Genomic DNA, 20,185 nt, shown 5'->3' with positions numbered 1-20,185 from the left:
TATATGCTTTATCGGGCAACTTTGCCGCGTGGCGTTCGTAACAATAACCCGCTCAACATTCGTGACTCTTCGAATGACTGGGAAGGGAAATCGGCACTCAACCGTGATAAAGAATTCGAGGAGTTCAAACATCCGGTCTATGGCTTTCGAGCTGGCGCACGGATACTCAGAAGTTACAGCCGCCAAGGGTATAAAACACTCAGTCAAATGATTTATCGGTTCGCGCCAGACAATGAAAATGACACAGCACTCTATGTGCAGCAAGTCAGCGAATGGACGGGAATTTCTCCAAATCAGACAATTGATGTCAATGATAACGACCAACTCGCCCGCCTACTTTATGCAATGAGCCGTAAAGAGGTCGGCAATTACTACGGCCTGAGCATGGCACAACAAGGGGTTGCAATGGCATGACAAAGCAAGACATGAAGCGGATCGCCCTGTCGGTTGCCGGTGCGATTCTGGCAGCGTACACCATCAAATATTTAAAGAAGAGTAAATTACTATGAGTAACTTTTTCAAAGATAAACTAGGCATTGATATCAACCAAGCCTCAACAAAAAAGGGATTCACGCTAATTGGTGCAGGGGTTGCACTGGCTGTAGGTCATCCTGAACTGTTAACCGCCAGTATCACACCGGACGGGGTTCAGTATGGCGGTTTAATCGGTACGGCGATCCCCGTTCTGGTTGGCCTTTGGGAAACAATGCGGGATGAATTTAAGTAATGGGAGAATATCAGACTTTAATCATTGCGGCTGTCAGTGCATTATCCAGCGGAATAGGCGTCGGTGTTACACTAAAAACAGATGTGAAGTGGCTCCGCCTGATGATGGAAAAATTGGATGTTCGTATTACTCAGTTAGAACAGAGGAAATAAGAAGAATTTTAACATTAGTTAAATATATAAATTTATTGGAGCGAAGATAGAATCCACATCTCACCATAACAATATACCCCTCCTTAAAGCTCTCATATGACTGTTCGTATGATAATATCCCTTGTCATCAGAGTTACAAGGTGGGGTTTATCATGGCTAATAATAAACTAGCCGGTTTTATGTTTGTCTTCATTGTGCTATCTATCGCACTAGCAACAGCATTTGATTATGTCGGTACAACGATTGAGCAAGTGATCCAGTTTGTCACTCAATTAATGACATTTTTCGTGGTTATTGCATTATTTGGAGTATGGAAAAAAATTGATTTATTTACTCATAAGTCAATGAGAATAATTGCGGTGTTATACCCCATTATTATTATAATCCGAACGGTTTACCCTCTCCTTGAGTATACAGAGCAAACTATACCCCGTATTTATATTTTTTCTCAGTCCATAGAAATAATTCTGTCTTTAGTTGTTGCAGGAATCTTCCTTCGAGAGATAAAGAAATGAATAACTTTGATACGGCAAAAAAATTGAAATCAAGTCCTTTAGGTAGTGTCTTCATTTCAATGTTAGAAAAAATTAAAAATTTATATGATGCAAATGATCAATATAAAGAATTAGTCGTATCATTGAATGGATTACTAGATGCAGGATATCATTTTAATTCGCCAGAAGTTCAGGGCATCGTGAATGTATTACGAGATTTACCTTCATATGGGGCAAGACAGCGTAATTTTGAAAGAATGTATCTGCAAGATGAATATACGTTGAGAAAACTCCCGAGTGACCCGAATAAGATTCCTTATGGATATTGGGCAAGATAATAAAATTCAAATGATTTAAGGCTCACATATCGTGAGCCTTTTTTTATCTCTGTGGATTTTCCTGCTCATCAAATGTGATCAGATTATTGAGATAAACCAACACTTCTCTTAATTCGTTTAAATCTTCTTGCTTAGCGTAAGCAATCAAATCAATAAGATGTAAGCGCGCTGTATGGGCTAAATCGAGTCTTTCTGGTTTGGTGTCTGGCATAAGAACCCCAAGTATAAATATAACCAATACACCACCGCAAAGGCTCTAAACTAAGGGTGGTGAGCTGAATAAGGTTAGAACCCCGCCTACTTGGAAACGGTGCGCACGAAGCGCCCTCATCCAGCTCACCATAATTTGATATGGCAAAGCTGTACATGAACTTTAATTAGTCCATATATCAAGTAGAAAACAGGGTTCTAAACCTGCGGCTTAAAAAATACTCACCACACAGATCTGTGTCAACTCTGTTCCCTCTCAAGATACAAAAAACCCGCTCAATGAGCGGGTTTCGTTTTGCATAAATATGCAATTTGTAATGGCAGGGGTGGAGGGATTCGAACCCCCAACACGCGGATTTGGAATCCGCTGCTCTGCCAATTGGAGCTACACCCCTGTAATCGCTAAAAGCGAGAATATAAAATCAGTGGCGGAGCGGACGGGACTCGAACCCGCGACCCCCGGCGTGACAGGCCGGTATTCTAACCAACTGAACTACCGCTCCACTGAGGTATTTCTCTCTAAATAAAGTCTTACCAATAATCGCTTTATTTAGAAGTTTGTCGCTGTGCGATGAGGATATTGAAGCGAGACGCGCAGTGTGCAAACGCACATGAGCATCGCAGCTATCAAAAGCATCAAGCTTCAGTAGACAAACTGCAAATTAAAGCCTGGCGATGTCCTACTCTCACATGGGGAGACCCCACACTACCATCGGCGCTGTTTCGTTTCACGACTGAGTTCGGCATGGAATCAGGTGGGTCCAAAACGCTATGGTCGCCAAGCAAATTCTTCAATTCGGAAAGCCGTCTTTCTGTTCTCTACACAATCAATTTGTTCTTATTGAGCCACAAAACCCCTTCGGTGTTGTATGGTTAAGTCTCACGGGCAATTAGTACAGGTTAGCTCAACGCCTCACAGCGCTTACACACCCTGCCTATCAACGTTCTAGTCTCGAACAACCCTTCAGGACGCTTGAAGCGCCAGGGAGAACTCATCTCAAGGCTCGCTTCCCGCTTAGATGCTTTCAGCGGTTATCGATTCCGAACTTAGCTACCGGGCAATGCGATTGGCATCACAACCCGAACACCAGAGGTTCGTCCACTCCGGTCCTCTCGTACTAGGAGCAGCCCCTTTCAATTCTCCAACGCCCACGGCAGATAGGGACCGAACTGTCTCACGACGTTCTAAACCCAGCTCGCGTACCACTTTAAATGGCGAACAGCCATACCCTTGGGACCGACTTCAGCCCCAGGATGTGATGAGCCGACATCGAGGTGCCAAACACCGCCGTCGATATGAACTCTTGGGCGGTATCAGCCTGTTATCCCCGGAGTACCTTTTATCCGTTGAGCGATGGCCCTTCCATTCAGAACCACCGGATCACTATGACCTGCTTTCGCACCTGCTCGAGCCGTCACTCTCGCAGTTAAGCGGGCTTATGCCATTGCACTAACCTCACGATGTCCAACCGTGATTAGCCCACCTTCGTGCTCCTCCGTTACACTTTGGGAGGAGACCGCCCCAGTCAAACTACCCACCAGGCACTGTCCTCACCCCAGATAATGGGGCCAAGTTAGAACATCAAACATACAAGGGTGGTATTTCAAGGTCGGCTCCACAATCACTAGCGTGACTGCTTCAAAGCCTCCCACCTATCCTACACATGTAGGCTCAATGTTCAGTGCCAAGCTGTAGTAAAGGTTCACGGGGTCTTTCCGTCTAGCCGCGGGTACACTGCATCTTCACAGCGATTTCAATTTCACTGAGTCTCGGGTGGAGACAGCGTGGCCATCATTACGCCATTCGTGCAGGTCGGAACTTACCCGACAAGGAATTTCGCTACCTTAGGACCGTTATAGTTACGGCCGCCGTTTACCGGGGCTTCGATCAAGAGCTTCGCCTAAGCTAACCCCATCAATTAACCTTCCGGCACCGGGCAGGCGTCACACCGTATACGTCATCTTACGATTTTGCACAGTGCTGTGTTTTTAATAAACAGTTGCAGCCACCTGGTATCTGCGACTCTCATCAGCTCCATCCGCAAGGGACTTCACCAGCAAGAGCGTACCTTCTCCCGAAGTTACGGTACCATTTTGCCTAGTTCCTTCACCCGAGTTCTCTCAAGCGCCTTGGTATTCTCTACCCGACCACCTGTGTCGGTTTGGGGTACGATTTCTTGTGAACTGAAGCTTAGAGGCTTTTCCCGGAAGCATGGCATCAATGACTTCATCACCTTGGTGACTCGACATCGTGTCTCAGCCTATCGTAGAGCCGGATTTGCCTAACTCTACAGCCTACGCACTTGAACCTGGACGACCGTCGCCAGGCCCACCTAGCCTTCTCCGTCCCCCCATCGCATTCACAACAAGTACGGGAATATTAACCCGTTTCCCATCGACTACGCCTTTCGGCCTCGCCTTAGGGGTCGACTCACCCTGCCCCGATTAACGTTGGACAGGAACCCTTGGTCTTCCGGCGAGGGGGTTTTTCACCCCCTTTGTCGTTACTCATGTCAGCATTCGCACTTCTGATACCTCCAGCAGACTTTACAATCCACCTTCAACGGCTTACAGAACGCTCCCCTACCCAATATACAAAAGTACATTGCCGCAGCTTCGGTTTACAGCTTAGCCCCGTTACATCTTCCGCGCAGGCCGACTCGACTAGTGAGCTATTACGCTTTCTTTAAATGATGGCTGCTTCTAAGCCAACATCCTAGCTGTCTGAGCCTTCCCACATCGTTTCCCACTTAGCTGTAATTTGGGACCTTAGCTGGCGGTCTGGGTTGTTTCCCTCTCCACGACGGACGTTAGCACCCGCCGTGTGTCTCCCGGATAGTACTTACTGGTATTCGGAGTTTGCAAAGGGTTGGTAAGTCGGGATGACCCCCTAGCCTTAACAGTGCTCTACCCCCAGTAGTATTCGTCCGAGGCGCTACCTAAATAGCTTTCGGGGAGAACCAGCTATCTCCGAGTTTGATTGGCCTTTCACCCCTAGCCACAAGTCATCCGCTAATTTTTCAACATTAGTCGGTTCGGTCCTCCAGTTGATGTTACTCAACCTTCAACCTGCCCATGGCTAGATCACTCGGTTTCGGGTCTATATCCAGAGACTAAACGCGCAGTTAACACTCGCTTTCGCTACGGCTCCCCTAATCGGTTAACCTTGCCACTGAATATAAGTCGCTGACCCATTATACAAAAGGTACGCAGTCACCCCACAAAGGAGGCTCCTACTGCTTGTACGTACACGGTTTCAGGTTCTATTTCACTCCCCTCACAGGGGTTCTTTTCGCCTTTCCCTCACGGTACTGGTTCACTATCGGTCAGTCAGGAGTATTTAGCCTTGGAGGATGGTCCCCCCATCTTCAGACAGGATATCACGTGTCCCGCCTTACTCGTTTTCACTCTCATAACGCCTTCGGTTACGGGGCTATCACCCTCTATTGCGTGCCTTTCCAGACACTTCACCTAACGTTATCAAAGCTTAAGGGCTAGTCCGATTTCGCTCGCCGCTACTTTCGGAATCTCGGTTGATTTCTTTTCCTCGGGGTACTTAGATGTTTCAGTTCTCCCGGTTCGCCTCATTAACCTATGAATTCAGTTAATGATAACTGCTGCTGCAGTTGGGTTTCCCCATTCGGAAATCGCAGACTCAAGTGGCTCTTACTGCCTCATCTGCGCTTATCGCAAGTTAGTACGTCCTTCATCGCCTCTGACTGCCAAGGCATCCACCGTGTACGCTTAATTACTTAACCATACAACCCGAAGAAGTCTTTTTTGCTTGGTCTTTTTCCCTGAATACGGCGTTAGCATCGAAGGCTGCTTGGTTGCTATCAGACGATAGCGCCCTGCGACATCCTTCTTGCTGCCTTGTCTCAGGCAAAAATCCTCAGCGCAAAAACCTAAGGGTTGATATCATCAACTAATTAGGTGTCACACAATATTTTATACATGAGTGTGTGACTTGGTTTTGCCGGACTCAATTTGAACACACAGTTGCCTGTGTATTCCCAAGAACACTTGATTGTGTTGGTCTTTCTCTTTCGAGAAAGTATTGAGAACTTTTACAAATAATCATCTGTTTCCAAAGAAACAAACATTATTTTGTCAGCTTTCCAAATTGTTAAAGAGCAATGATTTTGTATCGACAAAACCATGTTTAAAGATTCTTCATTAAAAACCCTTAAAGATGGTGGAGCTATGCGGGATCGAACCGCAGACCTCCTGCGTGCAAGGCAGGCGCTCTCCCAGCTGAGCTATAGCCCCATCTTGAGATATTTCTTCAAATCTTTTTATTCAAGGCAGATTGTGAGGCCGCATATATCAATATGCAACGAACAATCTAACGCAGAAGAAAATGATTTTGGTGGGTCTGAGTGGACTTGAACCACCGACCTCTCGCTTATCAGGCGAACGCTCTAACCACCTGAGCTACAGACCCATCTCTTGCTGTGTGCTTTCCCTGACTTCTGCGTCAGACTGCTTATCCTCGGTCAGTTATTTACTGATGTAAACGCCTTCCCTCGTCAATTGCCTTCCTTGAACTCAGAAAAACCACGGTGCAATTTCTCTTTGCTTATAAACCAAATCAATCTGTGTGGACACTCATCCAAAATATCTTTACGTAAGGAGGTGATCCAGCGCCAGGTTCCCCTAGCGCTACCTTGTTACGACTTCACCCCAGTCATGAACCACAAAGTGGCAAGCGTCCTCCCGAAGGTTAAACTACCTGCTTCTTTTGCAGCCCACTCCCATGGTGTGACGGGCGGTGTGTACAAGGCCCGGGAACGTATTCACCGTAGCATTCTGATCTACGATTACTAGCGATTCCGACTTCATGGAGTCGAGTTGCAGACTCCAATCCGGACTACGACATACTTTTTGGGATTCGCACACTCTCGCAAGTTAGCCGCCCTCTGTATATGCCATTGTAGCACGTGTGTAGCCCTACTCGTAAGGGCCATGATGACTTGACGTCGTCCCCACCTTCCTCCGGTTTATCACCGGCAGTCTCCCTGAAGTTCCCACCCGAAGTGCTGGCAATCAAGGATAAGGGTTGCGCTCGTTGCGGGACTTAACCCAACATTTCACAACACGAGCTGACGACAGCCATGCAGCACCTGTCTCAGAGCTCCCGAAGGCACACCAGAATCTCTTCCGGCTTCTCTGGATGTCAAGAGTAGGTAAGGTTCTTCGCGTTGCATCGAATTAAACCACATGCTCCACCGCTTGTGCGGGCCCCCGTCAATTCATTTGAGTTTTAATCTTGCGACCGTACTCCCCAGGCGGTCTACTTAACGCGTTAGCTCCGAAAGCCACGACTCTAGGTCACAACCTCCAAGTAGACATCGTTTACGGCGTGGACTACCAGGGTATCTAATCCTGTTTGCTCCCCACGCTTTCGCATCTGAGTGTCAGTATCTGTCCAGGGGGCCGCCTTCGCCACCGGTATTCCTTCAGATCTCTACGCATTTCACCGCTACACCTGAAATTCTACCCCCCTCTACAGTACTCTAGCCTGCCAGTTTCAAATGCAACTCCGGGGTTAAGCCCCGGGCTTTCACATCTGACTTAACAGACCACCTGCATGCGCTTTACGCCCAGTAATTCCGATTAACGCTCGCACCCTCCGTATTACCGCGGCTGCTGGCACGGAGTTAGCCGGTGCTTCTTCTGCAGCTAACGTCAAAATGCAGCTCTGTTAAAACTACATCCTTCCTCACTGCTGAAAGTACTTTACAACCCGAAGGCCTTCTTCATACACGCGGCATGGCTGCATCAGGCTTGCGCCCATTGTGCAATATTCCCCACTGCTGCCTCCCGTAGGAGTCTGGACCGTGTCTCAGTTCCAGTGTGGCTGATCATCCTCTCAGACCAGCTAGGGATCGTCGCCTTGGTGAGCCATTACCCCACCAACTAGCTAATCCCACCTGGGCATATCCTGACGCGAGAGGCCCGAAGGTCCCCCTCTTTGGTCCGTAGACATCATGCGGTATTAGCCATCGTTTCCAATGGTTATCCCCCACATCAGGGCAATTTCCCAGGCTTTACTCACCCGTCCGCCGCTCGACGACGAGAAAGCAAGCTTTCTCTCGTTTCCGCTCGACTTGCATGTGTTAGGCCTGCCGCCAGCGTTCAATCTGAGCCATGATCAAACTCTTCAATTAAAGTTTTTGTGACACGATGTGTCGGCTCAATGAATACTGCTTTTTGTCTCTGCTTTAAAAGCAGAAGCAAAAAGTGACATTACATAAGTAATGTTGAATTGACTGTGCTCTTATTGAATCACAGTTGCCTGTATCCAACTTGATTTGGTCACTCGATTCATTGATAAAATCTTTTTGGATATTTATCGACGAGTGCCCACACAGATTGATTGGTCTATATTGTTAAAGAGCTTCGCTTTCTGCGCTATTTAGCACTCAAAGCGGACGGACATTTTAGCGAGATAATCTTTTGTGTCAAACACTTTTTTTACTCGATTTTTTGAGCATTTATAGCTCAAAATCCGCTGCTGAATCGTGACACTGTCCCGAGACAACGAGGCGCATTATATGGCGTTAAATTAACTTGGCAAGAGCAAAAACTATAAATTCTTTCTTTTTTCGTTCAACAGATTAAATATCAAGCGAAGCGACCATTTTTGTAGCGTTTTTCTTTGGATTACTTCGCATTTTTAGTGTTCATCAACGATTCATTTTCATAAGAATATGTTCCCATCAAATCATTACCATCGCTCATGACGGTGTTTTTTAGGTAAAAAAAGAGGTGCCATCAGCACCTCTTCTCATTATTTTTAATCTTATCGTCTATTGTGACATCACAATCTGGCTGTCTTCTACAGAAAGGCGAATCGGAATGCCGGGCAACAACGCACCACTCAGAATTGATTTTGCCAGTGGGTTTTCGACCGACTGTTGTATGGCTCGTTTGAGTGGCCTTGCACCATAAACAGGGTCATAACCGACTTGAGCAATCAAGTCTAATGCAGCATCGTCAACGTCAAGATCATACTCTTTCTCCTGCATCCGCTGACGCAAATGTTCAATTTGAATCGATGCAATTGACTTAATCTGTCCTTTACCCAATGGATGAAAGACGACGCTCTCATCAATCCGGTTGAGAAACTCAGGACGGAAATGTTTACTGACCACATCCATCACTTGCGCTTTCATACTGTCATAATTCAGTTCTTTAAAATGTTCCTGAATCTGTGATGAGCCTAAATTAGATGTCATGATCACAACCGTATTGCGAAAATCGACTGTTCGACCTTGTCCATCGGTTAAACGTCCATCATCTAATACCTGAAGCAAAATATTGAAAACATCTGCGTGTGCTTTTTCAACCTCATCTAACAAAATGACAGAATAAGGTTTTCGCCGGACCGCTTCAGTCAGGTAGCCACCTTCTTCGTATCCGACATAACCGGGAGGTGCGCCGACCAAACGTGCAACAGAATGTTTTTCCATAAATTCAGACATATCGATCCGAACCATGGCATCGTCACTGTCAAACATAAAATTAGCCAGTGTTTTACATAGTTCGGTTTTACCAACGCCGGTTGGCCCTAAGAATAGGAATGAACCAATAGGTCGGTTAGGATCGGATAAACCGGCTCGGCTACGACGTATCGCATTGGAGACGACCTCAACGGCTTCCCCTTGGCCTATCACCCGTCTGTGCAGCGCATCTTCCATGCGAAGCAATTTCTCTTTTTCCGCTTCCAGCATTTTGGAAACGGGAATACCGGTCTGTCTGGACAGAACCTCTGCAATTTCTGCGTCCGTGACCTTATTTTTCAACAAGGTCATTTCCTGCATCTCCGCCTGAGCAGCAAGATCGAGTTGTTTTTCTAATTCAGGAATCCGCCCATACTGAAGCTCTGACATACGATTCAAATCGGTTGCTCTTCGAGCCACTTCAAGATCTAAACGAGCTTGTTCAAGTTCAGCTTTAATATGTTGTGTTCCTGAAAGAGCTGCCTTTTCAGCATTCCAGATTTCCTCTAATTCAGCATACTCGCGCTCTTTCTCTTGCAGTTCATCATTGATGATATTCAGTCGTTTTTCACTGGCATCATCATGTTCATTACTGAGTGCCTGCTGCTCGATTTTTAACTGCACAATTTTGCGTTCAAGCTTATCCAACGCTTCTGGCTTAGAATCGATTTGCAGACGGATGCTCGATGCAGCCTCATCAATTAAATCAATCGCTTTATCGGGCAGTTGTCGATCCGAAATATAGCGATGCGAAAGGCTCGCAGCCGAGACAATTGCAGGATCAGTAATTTCGACGTGATGATGAAGCTCATATCGCTCTTTCAACCCACGCAGAATCGCAACGGTGTCTTCAACACTTGGCTCAGAGACCAGAACTTTCTGGAACCGTCTTTCAAGCGCGGCATCTTTTTCAATATACTGACGGTATTCGTCGAGTGTGGTTGCACCAACGCAGTGAAGTTCACCTCTGGCCAATGCTGGTTTCAACATGTTACCGGCATCCATAGAGCCTTCACCTTTACCGGCACCGACCATCGTGTGCAATTCATCGATGAACAGAATCACGTTTCCTTCTTCTTTCGCCAGCTCATTCAGCACCGATTTCAGACGTTCTTCAAATTCTCCGCGATATTTCGCACCGGCAACCAGCGCCCCCATATCAAGGGAAAGAACGCGGCGCCCGCGTAGCCCTTCAGGTACCTCACTATTGATAATTCTCTGCGCCAATCCTTCGACAATCGCCGTTTTACCGACACCGGGTTCACCAATGATCACCGGGTTATTTTTGGTTCGCCGCTGCAGAACCTGAATGGTCCGTCGGATCTCATCATCACGGCCAATGACCGGATCGAGCTTGCCCTGCTCAGCACGCTCAGTCAGATCGATGGTATATTTCTCAAGCGCCTGACGTAGCTCTTCCGCATTCGGATCATTGATTTTTTGTCCGCCGCGAATTTTTTCGATCGCCTCTGATACTTTTTTCTCAGTCAAGCCTATCTCTTTCAGGAGTTGTCCGAGCGGCCCCCGGTCTTCTAACGCGGCAAGCAGAAAAATTTCGGAAGAGATATAAGCATCTTGGCGTTTCTGGGCTATCTTGTCACACATGTTTAAAAGTGTGCCCATAGTATTGGACAACTGAACTTCCCCGCCAATCCCACTGACTTTAGGCAGTCGGTCAAGCATTTCTCCAAGTTTGGAACGTAAATGCATGACATCCGCATCCAACATAGTTAATAGGGGGCGAATCGGGCTACCATTTTGATCGAGCAAAGCCACCATCAAATGAACGGGTTCTATATATTGATGATCACGCCCAAGTGCCAGTGACTGGGCATCAGAAATAGCAATTTGAAATTTGCTGGTAAATCGATCAAGACGCATATCTATCTCCTGCTTTCTTCGGAGCAATAAAATTTCACTGTTAGAAAAATGGATACGCCGGATCGTTTTTTCAAGGGGGAGTGGTTAAATTACCACCATAAAAAGATGGTTATTTGATCCAAATGAATGATGCTTGTCTCCCTGTGACACCATCACGTCGGAAAGAAAAGAAGTTGTGTGCATCACTGTATGTGCATAAGCCACTGGCAGAAACCTGTGTAACCCCGACTCGATGTAGTCGTTGCTGCGCCAGTCGGACTAAATCCGCAGACCATTTGCCAGCTTGCTGACGGGGTTCAAAGGCTTGTTCTGCCATTGGATCCCCTCGAGTAAATGCGGTGACCACATCATCACCGACTTCGAAAGCGGCTTTTCCTATTGCAGGTCCCAGCCATACCATGACGTCACCGGAGAAATAACTGACGGCTTGCTCAAGAATACCGCCAGCTAAACCTCGCCATCCGGCATGAACTGCAGCAACTTCGGTCCCAGATGTATTGGTCATCAAAATAGGCAGGCAGTCAGCGGTCATCACGGCACACACGACACCGGGCGTGCGGGTAAAAATGCCATCCGCCTCGATGATATCCGTCGTCGGGTGATCAATATTCAAAACTTGAGTTGAATGCGTTTGATTCATCCACACCGGGGCTGACGGCATTTCCGCATACGTCATGACTCGCTGCCGGTTTGTTGCGACATGCTCCGGTGAATCACCGACATGCATCCCCAAGTTCAAGCTTTGATATGCGCCGGTAGAAACGCCACGCTGGCGCGTCGAAGACACCGCCCGAACATTTTGAGGAAGCTGCCAGTCAGGAATGATCATGATGAATACTCATCTTTTCCGTATTTGTCGGTATCGTCACGTAACGCTTCGGTCAGAATCACCATATCGTCAGGAACCGGGGCGTGAAATTCCAGTTCTTCTCCGGTAACCGGATGTTCAAACCGCAACATCACCGCATGTAATGCCTGACGATCAAAGTTTCTGATCAGCGCCACAACATTTTCATCCGCACCTTTCGGAATTCGGACACGGCCACCATAGGCGATATCGCCTAGCAGCGGATGCTGAATCGATGCCATATGCACACGAATCTGGTGAGTTCGCCCGGTTTCCAGCCGCAATCTGATCCGCGTATGCTCACGAAAATGTTCTGCCACACGATAATGCGTCACTGCGGGTTTTCCCATCGGAGAAACCGCCATCAATGTCCGTTTGGTCGGATGCCGTCCAATTGGCTGATCAACCAGACCACCAGCGGTCATTGTTCCGATCGCAATCGCTTCATATTCACGGGTAATTTTGCGTTTCTGAAGCGCTCTGACTAAACGCGTCTGCGCCGGTACTGTTTTCGCAACCACCATCAAGCCGGTGGTATCTTTATCGAGACGATGAACAATCCCCGCCCTTGGGACTTCCGCAATTTGTGGATAATGATGCAGCAAAGCATTCAACACTGTGCCGTCTGGTGTCCCGGCTCCGGGATGGACCACAAAATCTCGGGGTTTATTGATCACCAGAATATCGTCATCTTCGTAAACGATGTCCAAGGCAATATCCTGAGGTAGCCAGCGTGCTTCATCTTCCAGTTCGGCGTGAAGGGTAATTTCTTCCCCGCCCATTACTTTCAGACGAGGCTTAGTCACCACCTCTCCGTCAACAACCACTTTGCCGGCAAGTAACCATTCTTTCAAACGAGAACGGGAAAAATCAGAAAACAGTTCGGCAATCGCCTGATCGAGGCGTTGTCCTAACTGACTATCTCTTACGGTACTCTTTAATTCAATCTGCTGAGCCATATCGAACTTTTTAAAAAACAAGGAGACTAATAGTCCCTAGTATGGATAAAATGATGCACCATTGTATCTGTTACCACAGAGAAAGTAACGTAACCTTTTACAAAGAGCACTTTCACTGAATTATTTTGAATTAAAGGAAGCCACTTCTGACATGAAATACCAAGCTTTATCAGGTCTACTTGCGCTGACACTTCTCGCGGGATGCTCCAGTAGTGAACATGTTGTTCCCGATATCCCTCCTTCACAGCTCTACTCAGAAGCCAAAGTCTCTTTGCAAAGTGGTAATTGGACCAATGCAATTGAAAAATTGGAAGCCATGGACTCGCGTTATCCGTTCGGTGCGTATTCAAAGCAGGTTCAGCTTGATTTGATCTACGCTTATTACAAAAGTGACCAGCTCGCTATGAGTCTGGCAACGATTGATCGTTTCATCCGTTTAAATCCAACACACGATAAAATGGATTGGGTGCTGTATATGCGGGGCTTAACTAACATCGCCCAAGATACCAACTTTATACAGGAGCTATTTAACATCGATCGTTCCGATCGCGATCCTGAACCGGCGAAAGAAGCATTTGCCGATTTTAAGAAATTGCTTGAACGTTATCCCAATAGCCCTTACGCCAAAGATGCTCACCAGCGGCTGTTAGCCCTTAAAAACAGACTGGCGAAATACGACTTGGCGACGGCTGATTTTTATTTGCGAAGAGAAGCGTGGATCGCAGCCATTAAACGTTGTCAGGAATTACAGAAAACTTTCCCGAATACCGAAGCCGCAAGAGAATCATTGCAGATACAGTTAAAAGCCTACCAACAATTAGGCTTGACTGACGCGGTGAAACGGACACAAACACTTATCAAATTGAATCCTGTCGAATAATCACAAGAAAATGGGTCATCGACGGACCGCTTGCTCTTTCTCATTGATTTGAGGAAGAGCAAGATGACTTTTTGGGGGAATAAAACAGCGGATTGTGCGGGACGAGCAGCATGGTAACTTTTAACAAGCTGAAACAAGCCACTAAAAAACAAGTATTTTTCAGTTCAACCTTTCTCTAATCTATCGTGACATAAAATATTCTCAACTCTTTTTTCACTTTCTCGCGATGACTCTTTGCGACAGATCACGTTTGCTTCGACCTCCGAATTTACCGCCCATTTAAGTGATTTATGTCACATTTTTTCCATATCAAACAGGTAATCTGAAGGTAATCCAGATGGGATAGCAACAGAGGAATCATCTATGAATGTAAACATTATCGGTAAGAATATTGAAGTCACCTCTGCAATCCGCGAGCATATCGAAGGGAAAATCAAAAAACTGGAAAAATGGCAAGTTGACATCATTGGCTGCCAGACAACTTTCCAAGAAGAACCGGATAAAAAGAAAAAATTCGAAGCTGTTATTTCTATCCCCAAAGGACAACTGGTTGCCTCGGCCACACACGAAGATCTCTATATCGCAGTGAATGAAGTCGAACAAAAACTAGAACGTCAGCTTAATAAATTGAGACATAAACCAGAAGCAAGACGGACGGATAAAGACAAAATTGACCCATCTGAAATCTTGTAAAAATCAAATCATCCCACTTTGTAAACAGCGCTGAACCAGCGCTGTTTTTTTGCTTGACGCCTTATGACACCTTGCTTATTGTGTGACTCATTACCATTTTCAATTTTAGATGCATCCCGAGAATCAGCGCTGAAACACCGAATCAAAATCACAATCATTGCGCCTATAAAATAACAATTGGAGGCCTCCTCTCTGTACGGAGGTCTTTTCTTATGAGGATATATTATGACGTCTCAGAAGTACTCTTTGCAGGATATTCGCTTAAGACTGAACGAGTTAGACGATCAGTTACTTCAATTACTCTCCGAACGCCGGAAATTGAGCATTGAAGTTGCCAAAAGCAAAGTAGAAACCGCAAAACCCGTGCGCGATGCCGACAGAGAACAACAGTTACTGGTTAAACTGATTAATAATGGCAAAGAAAAATACCAGTTAGATGCCCCTTATATCACTAAAGTGTTCTATACCATCATCGAAGATTCCGTATTATTGCAACAAAACTATTTACAGAGTTTAGCCAACCCGGTCCACAGAAAACCAACATCCCGCGTCGCTTTTCTCGGCGCGAAAGGCTCCTATTCACATTTGGCGACCCGTGAATATTTCAGTCGAAAAAATGTCGAACTGATTGAGATGAATAGCGAACAATTCAAAGATGTTACCAAAGCGGTCGAATCCGGACATGCAGATTACGGTGTATTACCGATAGAAAATACCAGCTCGGGCTCCATCAACGAAGTCTATGATTTGCTTCAGCGCACAACATTACACATCGTCGGGGAACTAACCTTACCGATAGAGCATTGCTTGTTAGCCACACAAGATATACCACTGGAAGAGATTCGGGTCCTTTACTCCCATCCACAACCACTACAGCAGTGTAGCGAGTTTTTAGGGTATATGCGCCATGCAACTCTCGAATCTTGTATCAGCACTGCAGATGCTATGCAGAAAGTCAAAGCGATGAACCGTCATGATGCTGTGGCAATCGGTAATGCTTCCAGTGGCAAGCTGTATGGATTGCAACCCATCAAAACCAATATTGCGAATCAAACCGAAAACTATACCCGCTTCATTATTGTGGCTCGCAAACCAGTCGAAGTGTCCTTACAGATCCCAGCCAAAACCACACTGATTATGGCAACCTCCCAAGAAGCCGGGGCTTTAGTTTCAACACTTCAGGTATTGCAAAAATTAGGTATCAATATGACTAAGCTAGAGTCGAGACCCGTTATGGGCAATCCCTGGGAAGAGATGTTCTATGTTGACTTAGCGGCACATTTAGCCTCGCCTGAGATGCAGAAAGCTTTGGAAGAACTGACTCACTTAACCAAATTCCTCAAAGTGCTGGGATGTTACCCCATTGAAAATGTAAAACCGACACGGGTGGATCAATATTGAAAAATTAACGATTTTCACTGTGATAAGGCTGACAATACGGCATCGACAACATAGAATGAATCCCCTCACCCAACCGTAGTTTTTGTTGTATTGTTCGCTGAGATACAGGATAAAGTAGCAAATAGCACCTACCTCATCTGTAGGATCGGCATACGTCAGGTTCGAACATATAAATGATCATTAAAATACTGGCTAGAATACTGATGCTTACCTTTGCTGCTTTTCCTTTAACAGCGACTGCCTCAGAACTGAATATTTATCTGTGGGAAGATACATTATCCAAACATGTCACCTCGGAATGGGATAAATATTTTAATATCCCTTTACATCTATTTCATTTCGATAATGATGATGAACGTAGTCTTCTCATGCTGAAAAGTTTTCAGCTTCCTTTTGATATTATTGTTCTGGACAATGTTTCTGCCCAGATTTTTGCCCGTCAGGATGCGTTTGAAGATTTGTCATCATTAGAAAACCGTCAGTATATCGATCCTCGTTGGAATCAAGTTTGCGGGACGCATGCGGTTCCTTATTTTTGGGGAAGCGTAGGGATTGTCTATCGAGCAAATAAAGTCCCTTCACCGCCGAGAACGTGGTCTGAATTCATGAATCCACCGCCGACAGTCAAAGGACATATCGGCATGATACAAGACAGTATCGAAACCTTATTACCTTTCCTATACTCACAGGGATTATCCCCGATAACCGATTCTTTATCTGAATTGAGAGCCGCTTATCATGCCATGGAACGTTTCAACGCCAATATCATCACTTATGAATATGCACTCAGTTATGTGAGAAGCCACCAAGATAATGACAACCTATACATGGCATTAGGATATAGCGGCGATCAATATTCACTGAACCGCTATTTTCACACGAACAACTGGAAATTTATCACACCTGACGGTCCCATATTCATCTGGGTAGATTGTATGGCTATTAATAGTAATTCAGAAAATAAAAAGGCAGCCAAAGATTTTCTGAATTATCTGATGCGACCAGACATCGCCGCTCAAAATGCGCTGGATATCGGAGCTGCAACGCCTAATCAGGCAGCACTCAAACGACTTCCTGCCAGCTTTATTCATGATGAGAGTATTTTTCCCCCCATCGGAAACAGACAGAACATCATCATGGATACAGAACTTTCACCCTTGAATTTAAATATTCGGTCCAAAATCATCAATAGTTTAATGAATCAGTATGAAGCTCAGCCATAGAATATTATTACTCATCGCACCCGTTATTTTATTGAGTGCAGCTGCATCGAGTTACATTATTTATGTTACGCAAAGAGATGCGCTTATCAAACGGACCGATAGTTATCTACAGCTCAATATGGAAAAATTGGCGGGCTATTATCGTCAGACAAATACTCTGGTTAGTAGTTACGCCTATACATTGGCAAAAAGCGATATTATTCGTCACTATGTTCATCATGAACAGAATCCATTTCGGGAACTTGAATTGGTGGATAACCTCAATGGTACCATTTACGCACTTCAACCCAAGCAACAACAGTTTGTTGCATTATCGATTTTAGACAGTCAGCACAAGGTTCTTTACTATGTCGACAGGAGTCATGATCCTTTTGCCCAGATGGATCCCAAACTTCTAAAATATACTGAGCAAGTTTACCAGCGAACCAAAAAACCAACTTATATCGGCTACACTGAAAACTCATCAGGAGAAGGCGTCCTAATTCGTTATGATGTGTTAGATACAAAAACCCTACAAACCCCACTAAGTTATAACCAGAATGAAATCTTTTTCGTGCTTGTCTACGCAACCCTTGATCGTTTCAATCACCTGAAAAAAAGCCTCGAGTACACCAATCAGACAACTATCTTTTTTACACATCGACCGACTGAAAATAAAGCAGCCATCAAAGAAGATCTGATCCAGACCGTTGAACTTCAGCCCGGCTGGTTCGCGACGCTGGACCCGGCACCGTTGATCCTCGACCAACAACTGAATGCCATTCAAAAAGAGTTAATCTTAGCATTTAATATCTCGGCATTTTTTACCGTGATCTTATTATTGCTCTTGCTGTACAGACATGTGATTAACCCAATCACCCGGCTGGATCATCAATTGCAGGAAGTTGAAAATAATAAACGCAAAAATATTGAAGTTTTGTCGAGTAATGATGAAATCGGACGCTTATCCTCTCGCTTTTATGTGATGTATACCGAATTAGAAAAAACTTATCAGCAAACGAAATTATTAGCAGAGAACGATCATCTCACCAATCTGGCCAACCGCCATCAGTTTCAACGCCATGCTAAAGCCATTCTTTCTCAGGCTCACTCATCAGTCTGGGCACTCTATATTGATTTAGACAACTTTAAATATGTTAATGATAAATACGGGCATCAAATCGGGGATTCACTGCTGATTAATTTTGCTAATCATATCAAAGCACTGTGCCAACACTTTAACCAGACTCATGACGTATATTGTCTGGCCGCCCGGCTTTCCGGAGATGAATTTGCCATTCTTCTGCACGCCTCACCTCAACACCGCGACATCGTCGATCAGTTTGCTCAAAAATTATTAGCCCCCATCAAAAACCGGACGCATTCCCCCATCGGACATTTTCCGATTACTGCCAGTATCGGAATTGCGACCTTTCCTGAAGATGGCCAACATATTGAGAAACTCCTTTCCAATGCGGATACCGCGATGTATCAGGCAAAAAATGCCGGCAAAAACCAGATTGCACACTACTCAAAAGCACTGGATAAAATTGTCCAGCGCCGGGCAAACATCGAGCGGGCGCTTAGAAACGGTTCTTTCGATCATGAGTTCAGTTTGGTTTATCAACCCTATTTCACCAGTTCTGAAAAAACCATTAACGGATATGAAGTATTGTTGCGCTGGGAATCACTTCAGTTAGGTGAAATTTCTCCTGACGAGTTCATTCCTATTGCAGAGCAAACCGGATTATTCGGTGAAATTGACCGCTGGGTGATCCATAAAGCATTTGAAGAATTCGCCATGTTACAAGCCATTGAGGATGAACCGAAAAAAATCGCAATCAATCTGTCATCGGCAGAACTGAACTCCCTACAACTGGCAGAATATATCGAAACCCTTGCGACCTCTTATCAGATTCCGGTCGATTTGGTAGAGTTTGAAATTACCGAAACGTTTGCAGCCGAATCTCAGAGCTTTCCCTTATTACACGAATTATCGAAACTCGGATTTGGTCTGACGATCGATGACTTTGGCTCCGGATACTCATCGATTGCTCAGTTGGTTCAATATCCGGTACAAAAGATAAAATTAGATCGCCAATTTCTTGATACTTTAATTAACACTCAAAAACATCAGGTAGTGAAGCCATTGATTGACCTGTGCCACTCTCAGAATATGGAAGTCACGGCTGAGGGGATCGAAACAGAAAGTATGTATCAATGGTTACAGGAATACCAATGTGATTATTTACAGGGATATTATTTCGGTAAACCCCTATCAATCAAAGAGCTGACAACCCTTGCTGAACAATCAAAAGGAACACCATGATGAACCGAATTATTATTGCATCGCTCAATCCGGTTAAAATTAAAGCCGTAGAGAATGCTTTTCAGGAAGTATTCCCGACCCTTCAGGCAGAAGTGATCGGGATCTCCGTCCCCAGTCACGTCGCCGATCAGCCGATGAGCGATTCAGAAACTCATTTAGGCGCCCTGAATCGTGTGGCCAATGCCCGGAAACAAGTACCGGATGCTGATTTCTATGTTGGTCTGGAAGCCGGTGTAGAAGGTCAATTTACTTACGCTTGGATGGTGGTGGAGTCGGGGCAAAAAAGAGGTGAATCACGTTCTGCAAGTCTGCCGCTTCCCCCCGAAGTCGTCACACAATTAAATACCGAAAACGAGCTTGGCAGTATTATGGACGACCTGTTTCAGACAACGAACATCAAACAGCAAGGCGGTGCTATCGGCTTACTCACCAACCATCGTCTGACCCGCAGCTCTGTTTATCATCAGGCTTTGATTCTGGCGCTTGTTCCTTTCGCCAATCCGACACTTTATCCTGATAACTTGACTCTTACTCAGAATTGAACCACGCCTGAATGCATTCACTTGC

Annotated in this window: 14 protein-coding genes, 4 tRNA genes and 3 rRNA genes; 10 read left to right on the top strand and 11 right to left on the bottom strand. The window is 45.5% G+C overall.

The window, feature by feature from the left end; translation table 11 throughout:
• The first annotated feature begins 3 nt into the window (after positions 1-3).
• From OCV37_RS03365 to OCV37_RS03350, 4 genes are all read left to right on the top strand, one after another.
• On the top strand, positions 4-414 hold the full coding sequence (locus OCV37_RS03365) for a virion protein (protein ID WP_038182866.1): 411 nt from the start codon (positions 4-6) through the stop codon (positions 412-414).
• Between the two features lie 91 nt (positions 415-505).
• Positions 506-727 (top strand): hypothetical protein, encoded by a 222-nt coding sequence (locus tag OCV37_RS03360; RefSeq protein ID WP_038182641.1) that lies wholly within the window; start codon positions 506-508, stop codon positions 725-727.
• Positions 728-1,031: 304 nt separating this feature from the next.
• Complete coding sequence (locus OCV37_RS03355; protein ID WP_038182644.1) at positions 1,032-1,394, top strand: hypothetical protein; 363 nt, start codon at positions 1,032-1,034, stop codon at positions 1,392-1,394.
• Positions 1,391-1,711, top strand: coding sequence for a hypothetical protein (locus OCV37_RS03350; protein ID WP_051680633.1), 321 nt, complete (start codon positions 1,391-1,393; stop codon positions 1,709-1,711). The genes OCV37_RS03355 and OCV37_RS03350 overlap by 4 nt, the downstream gene beginning before the upstream one ends.
• A gap of 43 nt (positions 1,712-1,754) precedes the next feature.
• Here the strand turns inward: OCV37_RS03350 and OCV37_RS03345 are convergent, their stop codons facing one another.
• The 11 genes from OCV37_RS03345 to rluD form a co-directional block, all read right to left on the bottom strand.
• The gene (locus tag OCV37_RS03345; protein WP_157635022.1) at positions 1,755-1,922 is read right to left on the bottom strand and encodes a hypothetical protein; all 168 of its coding nucleotides are present in this window, start codon (positions 1,920-1,922) and stop codon (positions 1,755-1,757) included.
• 317 nt (positions 1,923-2,239) lie between these two features.
• A tRNA-Trp gene (locus OCV37_RS03340) sits at positions 2,240-2,316 on the bottom strand.
• 31 nt (positions 2,317-2,347) lie between these two features.
• Positions 2,348-2,424: transfer RNA gene (locus OCV37_RS03335), tRNA-Asp, on the bottom strand.
• A 164-nt stretch (positions 2,425-2,588) separates the two neighbouring features.
• A 5S ribosomal RNA gene (gene rrf / locus OCV37_RS03330) occupies positions 2,589-2,704 on the bottom strand.
• 86 nt (positions 2,705-2,790) lie between these two features.
• Positions 2,791-5,679: ribosomal RNA gene (locus OCV37_RS03325) — 23S ribosomal RNA — on the bottom strand.
• A gap of 435 nt (positions 5,680-6,114) precedes the next feature.
• Positions 6,115-6,190 (bottom strand) — tRNA-Ala (locus tag OCV37_RS03320).
• Between the two features lie 98 nt (positions 6,191-6,288).
• A tRNA-Ile gene (locus OCV37_RS03315) sits at positions 6,289-6,365 on the bottom strand.
• Between the two features lie 184 nt (positions 6,366-6,549).
• A 16S ribosomal RNA gene (locus OCV37_RS03310) occupies positions 6,550-8,091 on the bottom strand.
• Together the 16S, 23S and 5S rRNA genes with 4 tRNA genes alongside form the textbook arrangement of a ribosomal RNA operon.
• Positions 8,092-8,733: 642 nt before the next feature.
• Positions 8,734-11,307, bottom strand: a complete 2,574-nt coding sequence (gene clpB, locus OCV37_RS03305; protein ID WP_038178031.1) for an ATP-dependent chaperone ClpB — start codon at positions 11,305-11,307, stop codon at positions 8,734-8,736.
• A 109-nt stretch (positions 11,308-11,416) separates the two neighbouring features.
• A complete protein-coding gene (gene pgeF, locus OCV37_RS03300) occupies positions 11,417-12,136 on the bottom strand; it encodes a peptidoglycan editing factor PgeF (RefSeq protein ID WP_038178032.1) in 720 nt (239 codons plus the stop codon).
• Positions 12,133-13,113 carry a 23S rRNA pseudouridine(1911/1915/1917) synthase RluD gene (gene rluD / locus OCV37_RS03295; RefSeq protein ID WP_038178033.1) on the bottom strand — a complete coding sequence of 327 codons (981 nt, stop codon included), beginning with the start codon at positions 13,111-13,113 and terminating at the stop codon, positions 12,133-12,135. The genes pgeF and rluD overlap by 4 nt, the downstream gene beginning before the upstream one ends.
• 151 nt (positions 13,114-13,264) lie before the next feature.
• Between rluD and bamD the strand changes: the two genes are divergently transcribed.
• From bamD to yjjX, 6 genes are all read left to right on the top strand, one after another.
• On the top strand, positions 13,265-13,993 hold the full coding sequence (gene bamD / locus OCV37_RS03290; protein ID WP_038178034.1) for an outer membrane protein assembly factor BamD: 729 nt from the start codon (positions 13,265-13,267) through the stop codon (positions 13,991-13,993).
• Positions 13,994-14,356: 363 nt separating this feature from the next.
• The gene (hpf, locus tag OCV37_RS03285; RefSeq protein ID WP_038178035.1) at positions 14,357-14,686 is read left to right on the top strand and encodes a ribosome hibernation-promoting factor, HPF/YfiA family; all 330 of its coding nucleotides are present in this window, start codon (positions 14,357-14,359) and stop codon (positions 14,684-14,686) included.
• 225 nt (positions 14,687-14,911) lie between these two features.
• Positions 14,912-16,087 (top strand): prephenate dehydratase, encoded by a 1,176-nt coding sequence (pheA, locus tag OCV37_RS03280; protein WP_038178036.1) that lies wholly within the window; start codon positions 14,912-14,914, stop codon positions 16,085-16,087.
• A gap of 185 nt (positions 16,088-16,272) precedes the next feature.
• A complete protein-coding gene (locus OCV37_RS03275) occupies positions 16,273-17,310 on the top strand; it encodes a polyamine ABC transporter substrate-binding protein (RefSeq protein WP_390902288.1) in 1,038 nt (345 codons plus the stop codon).
• Positions 17,294-19,618, top strand: a complete 2,325-nt coding sequence (locus OCV37_RS03270; RefSeq protein ID WP_038178038.1) for a putative bifunctional diguanylate cyclase/phosphodiesterase — start codon at positions 17,294-17,296, stop codon at positions 19,616-19,618. The genes OCV37_RS03275 and OCV37_RS03270 overlap by 17 nt, the downstream gene beginning before the upstream one ends.
• Positions 19,618-20,160 (top strand): inosine/xanthosine triphosphatase, encoded by a 543-nt coding sequence (yjjX, locus tag OCV37_RS03265; RefSeq protein ID WP_038178039.1) that lies wholly within the window; start codon positions 19,618-19,620, stop codon positions 20,158-20,160. Before OCV37_RS03270 ends, yjjX begins: the two co-directional genes overlap by 1 nt.
• Positions 20,161-20,185 lie beyond the last annotated feature (25 nt).

This window comes from Vibrio rhizosphaerae (assembly GCF_024347095.1).
In the GTDB taxonomy this organism is placed as follows: Bacteria; Pseudomonadota; Gammaproteobacteria; order Enterobacterales; family Vibrionaceae; genus Vibrio; species Vibrio rhizosphaerae.
The sequence above is the reverse complement of the archived record's forward strand: the minus strand, read 5'-3'. Positions and strand labels throughout refer to the sequence as shown.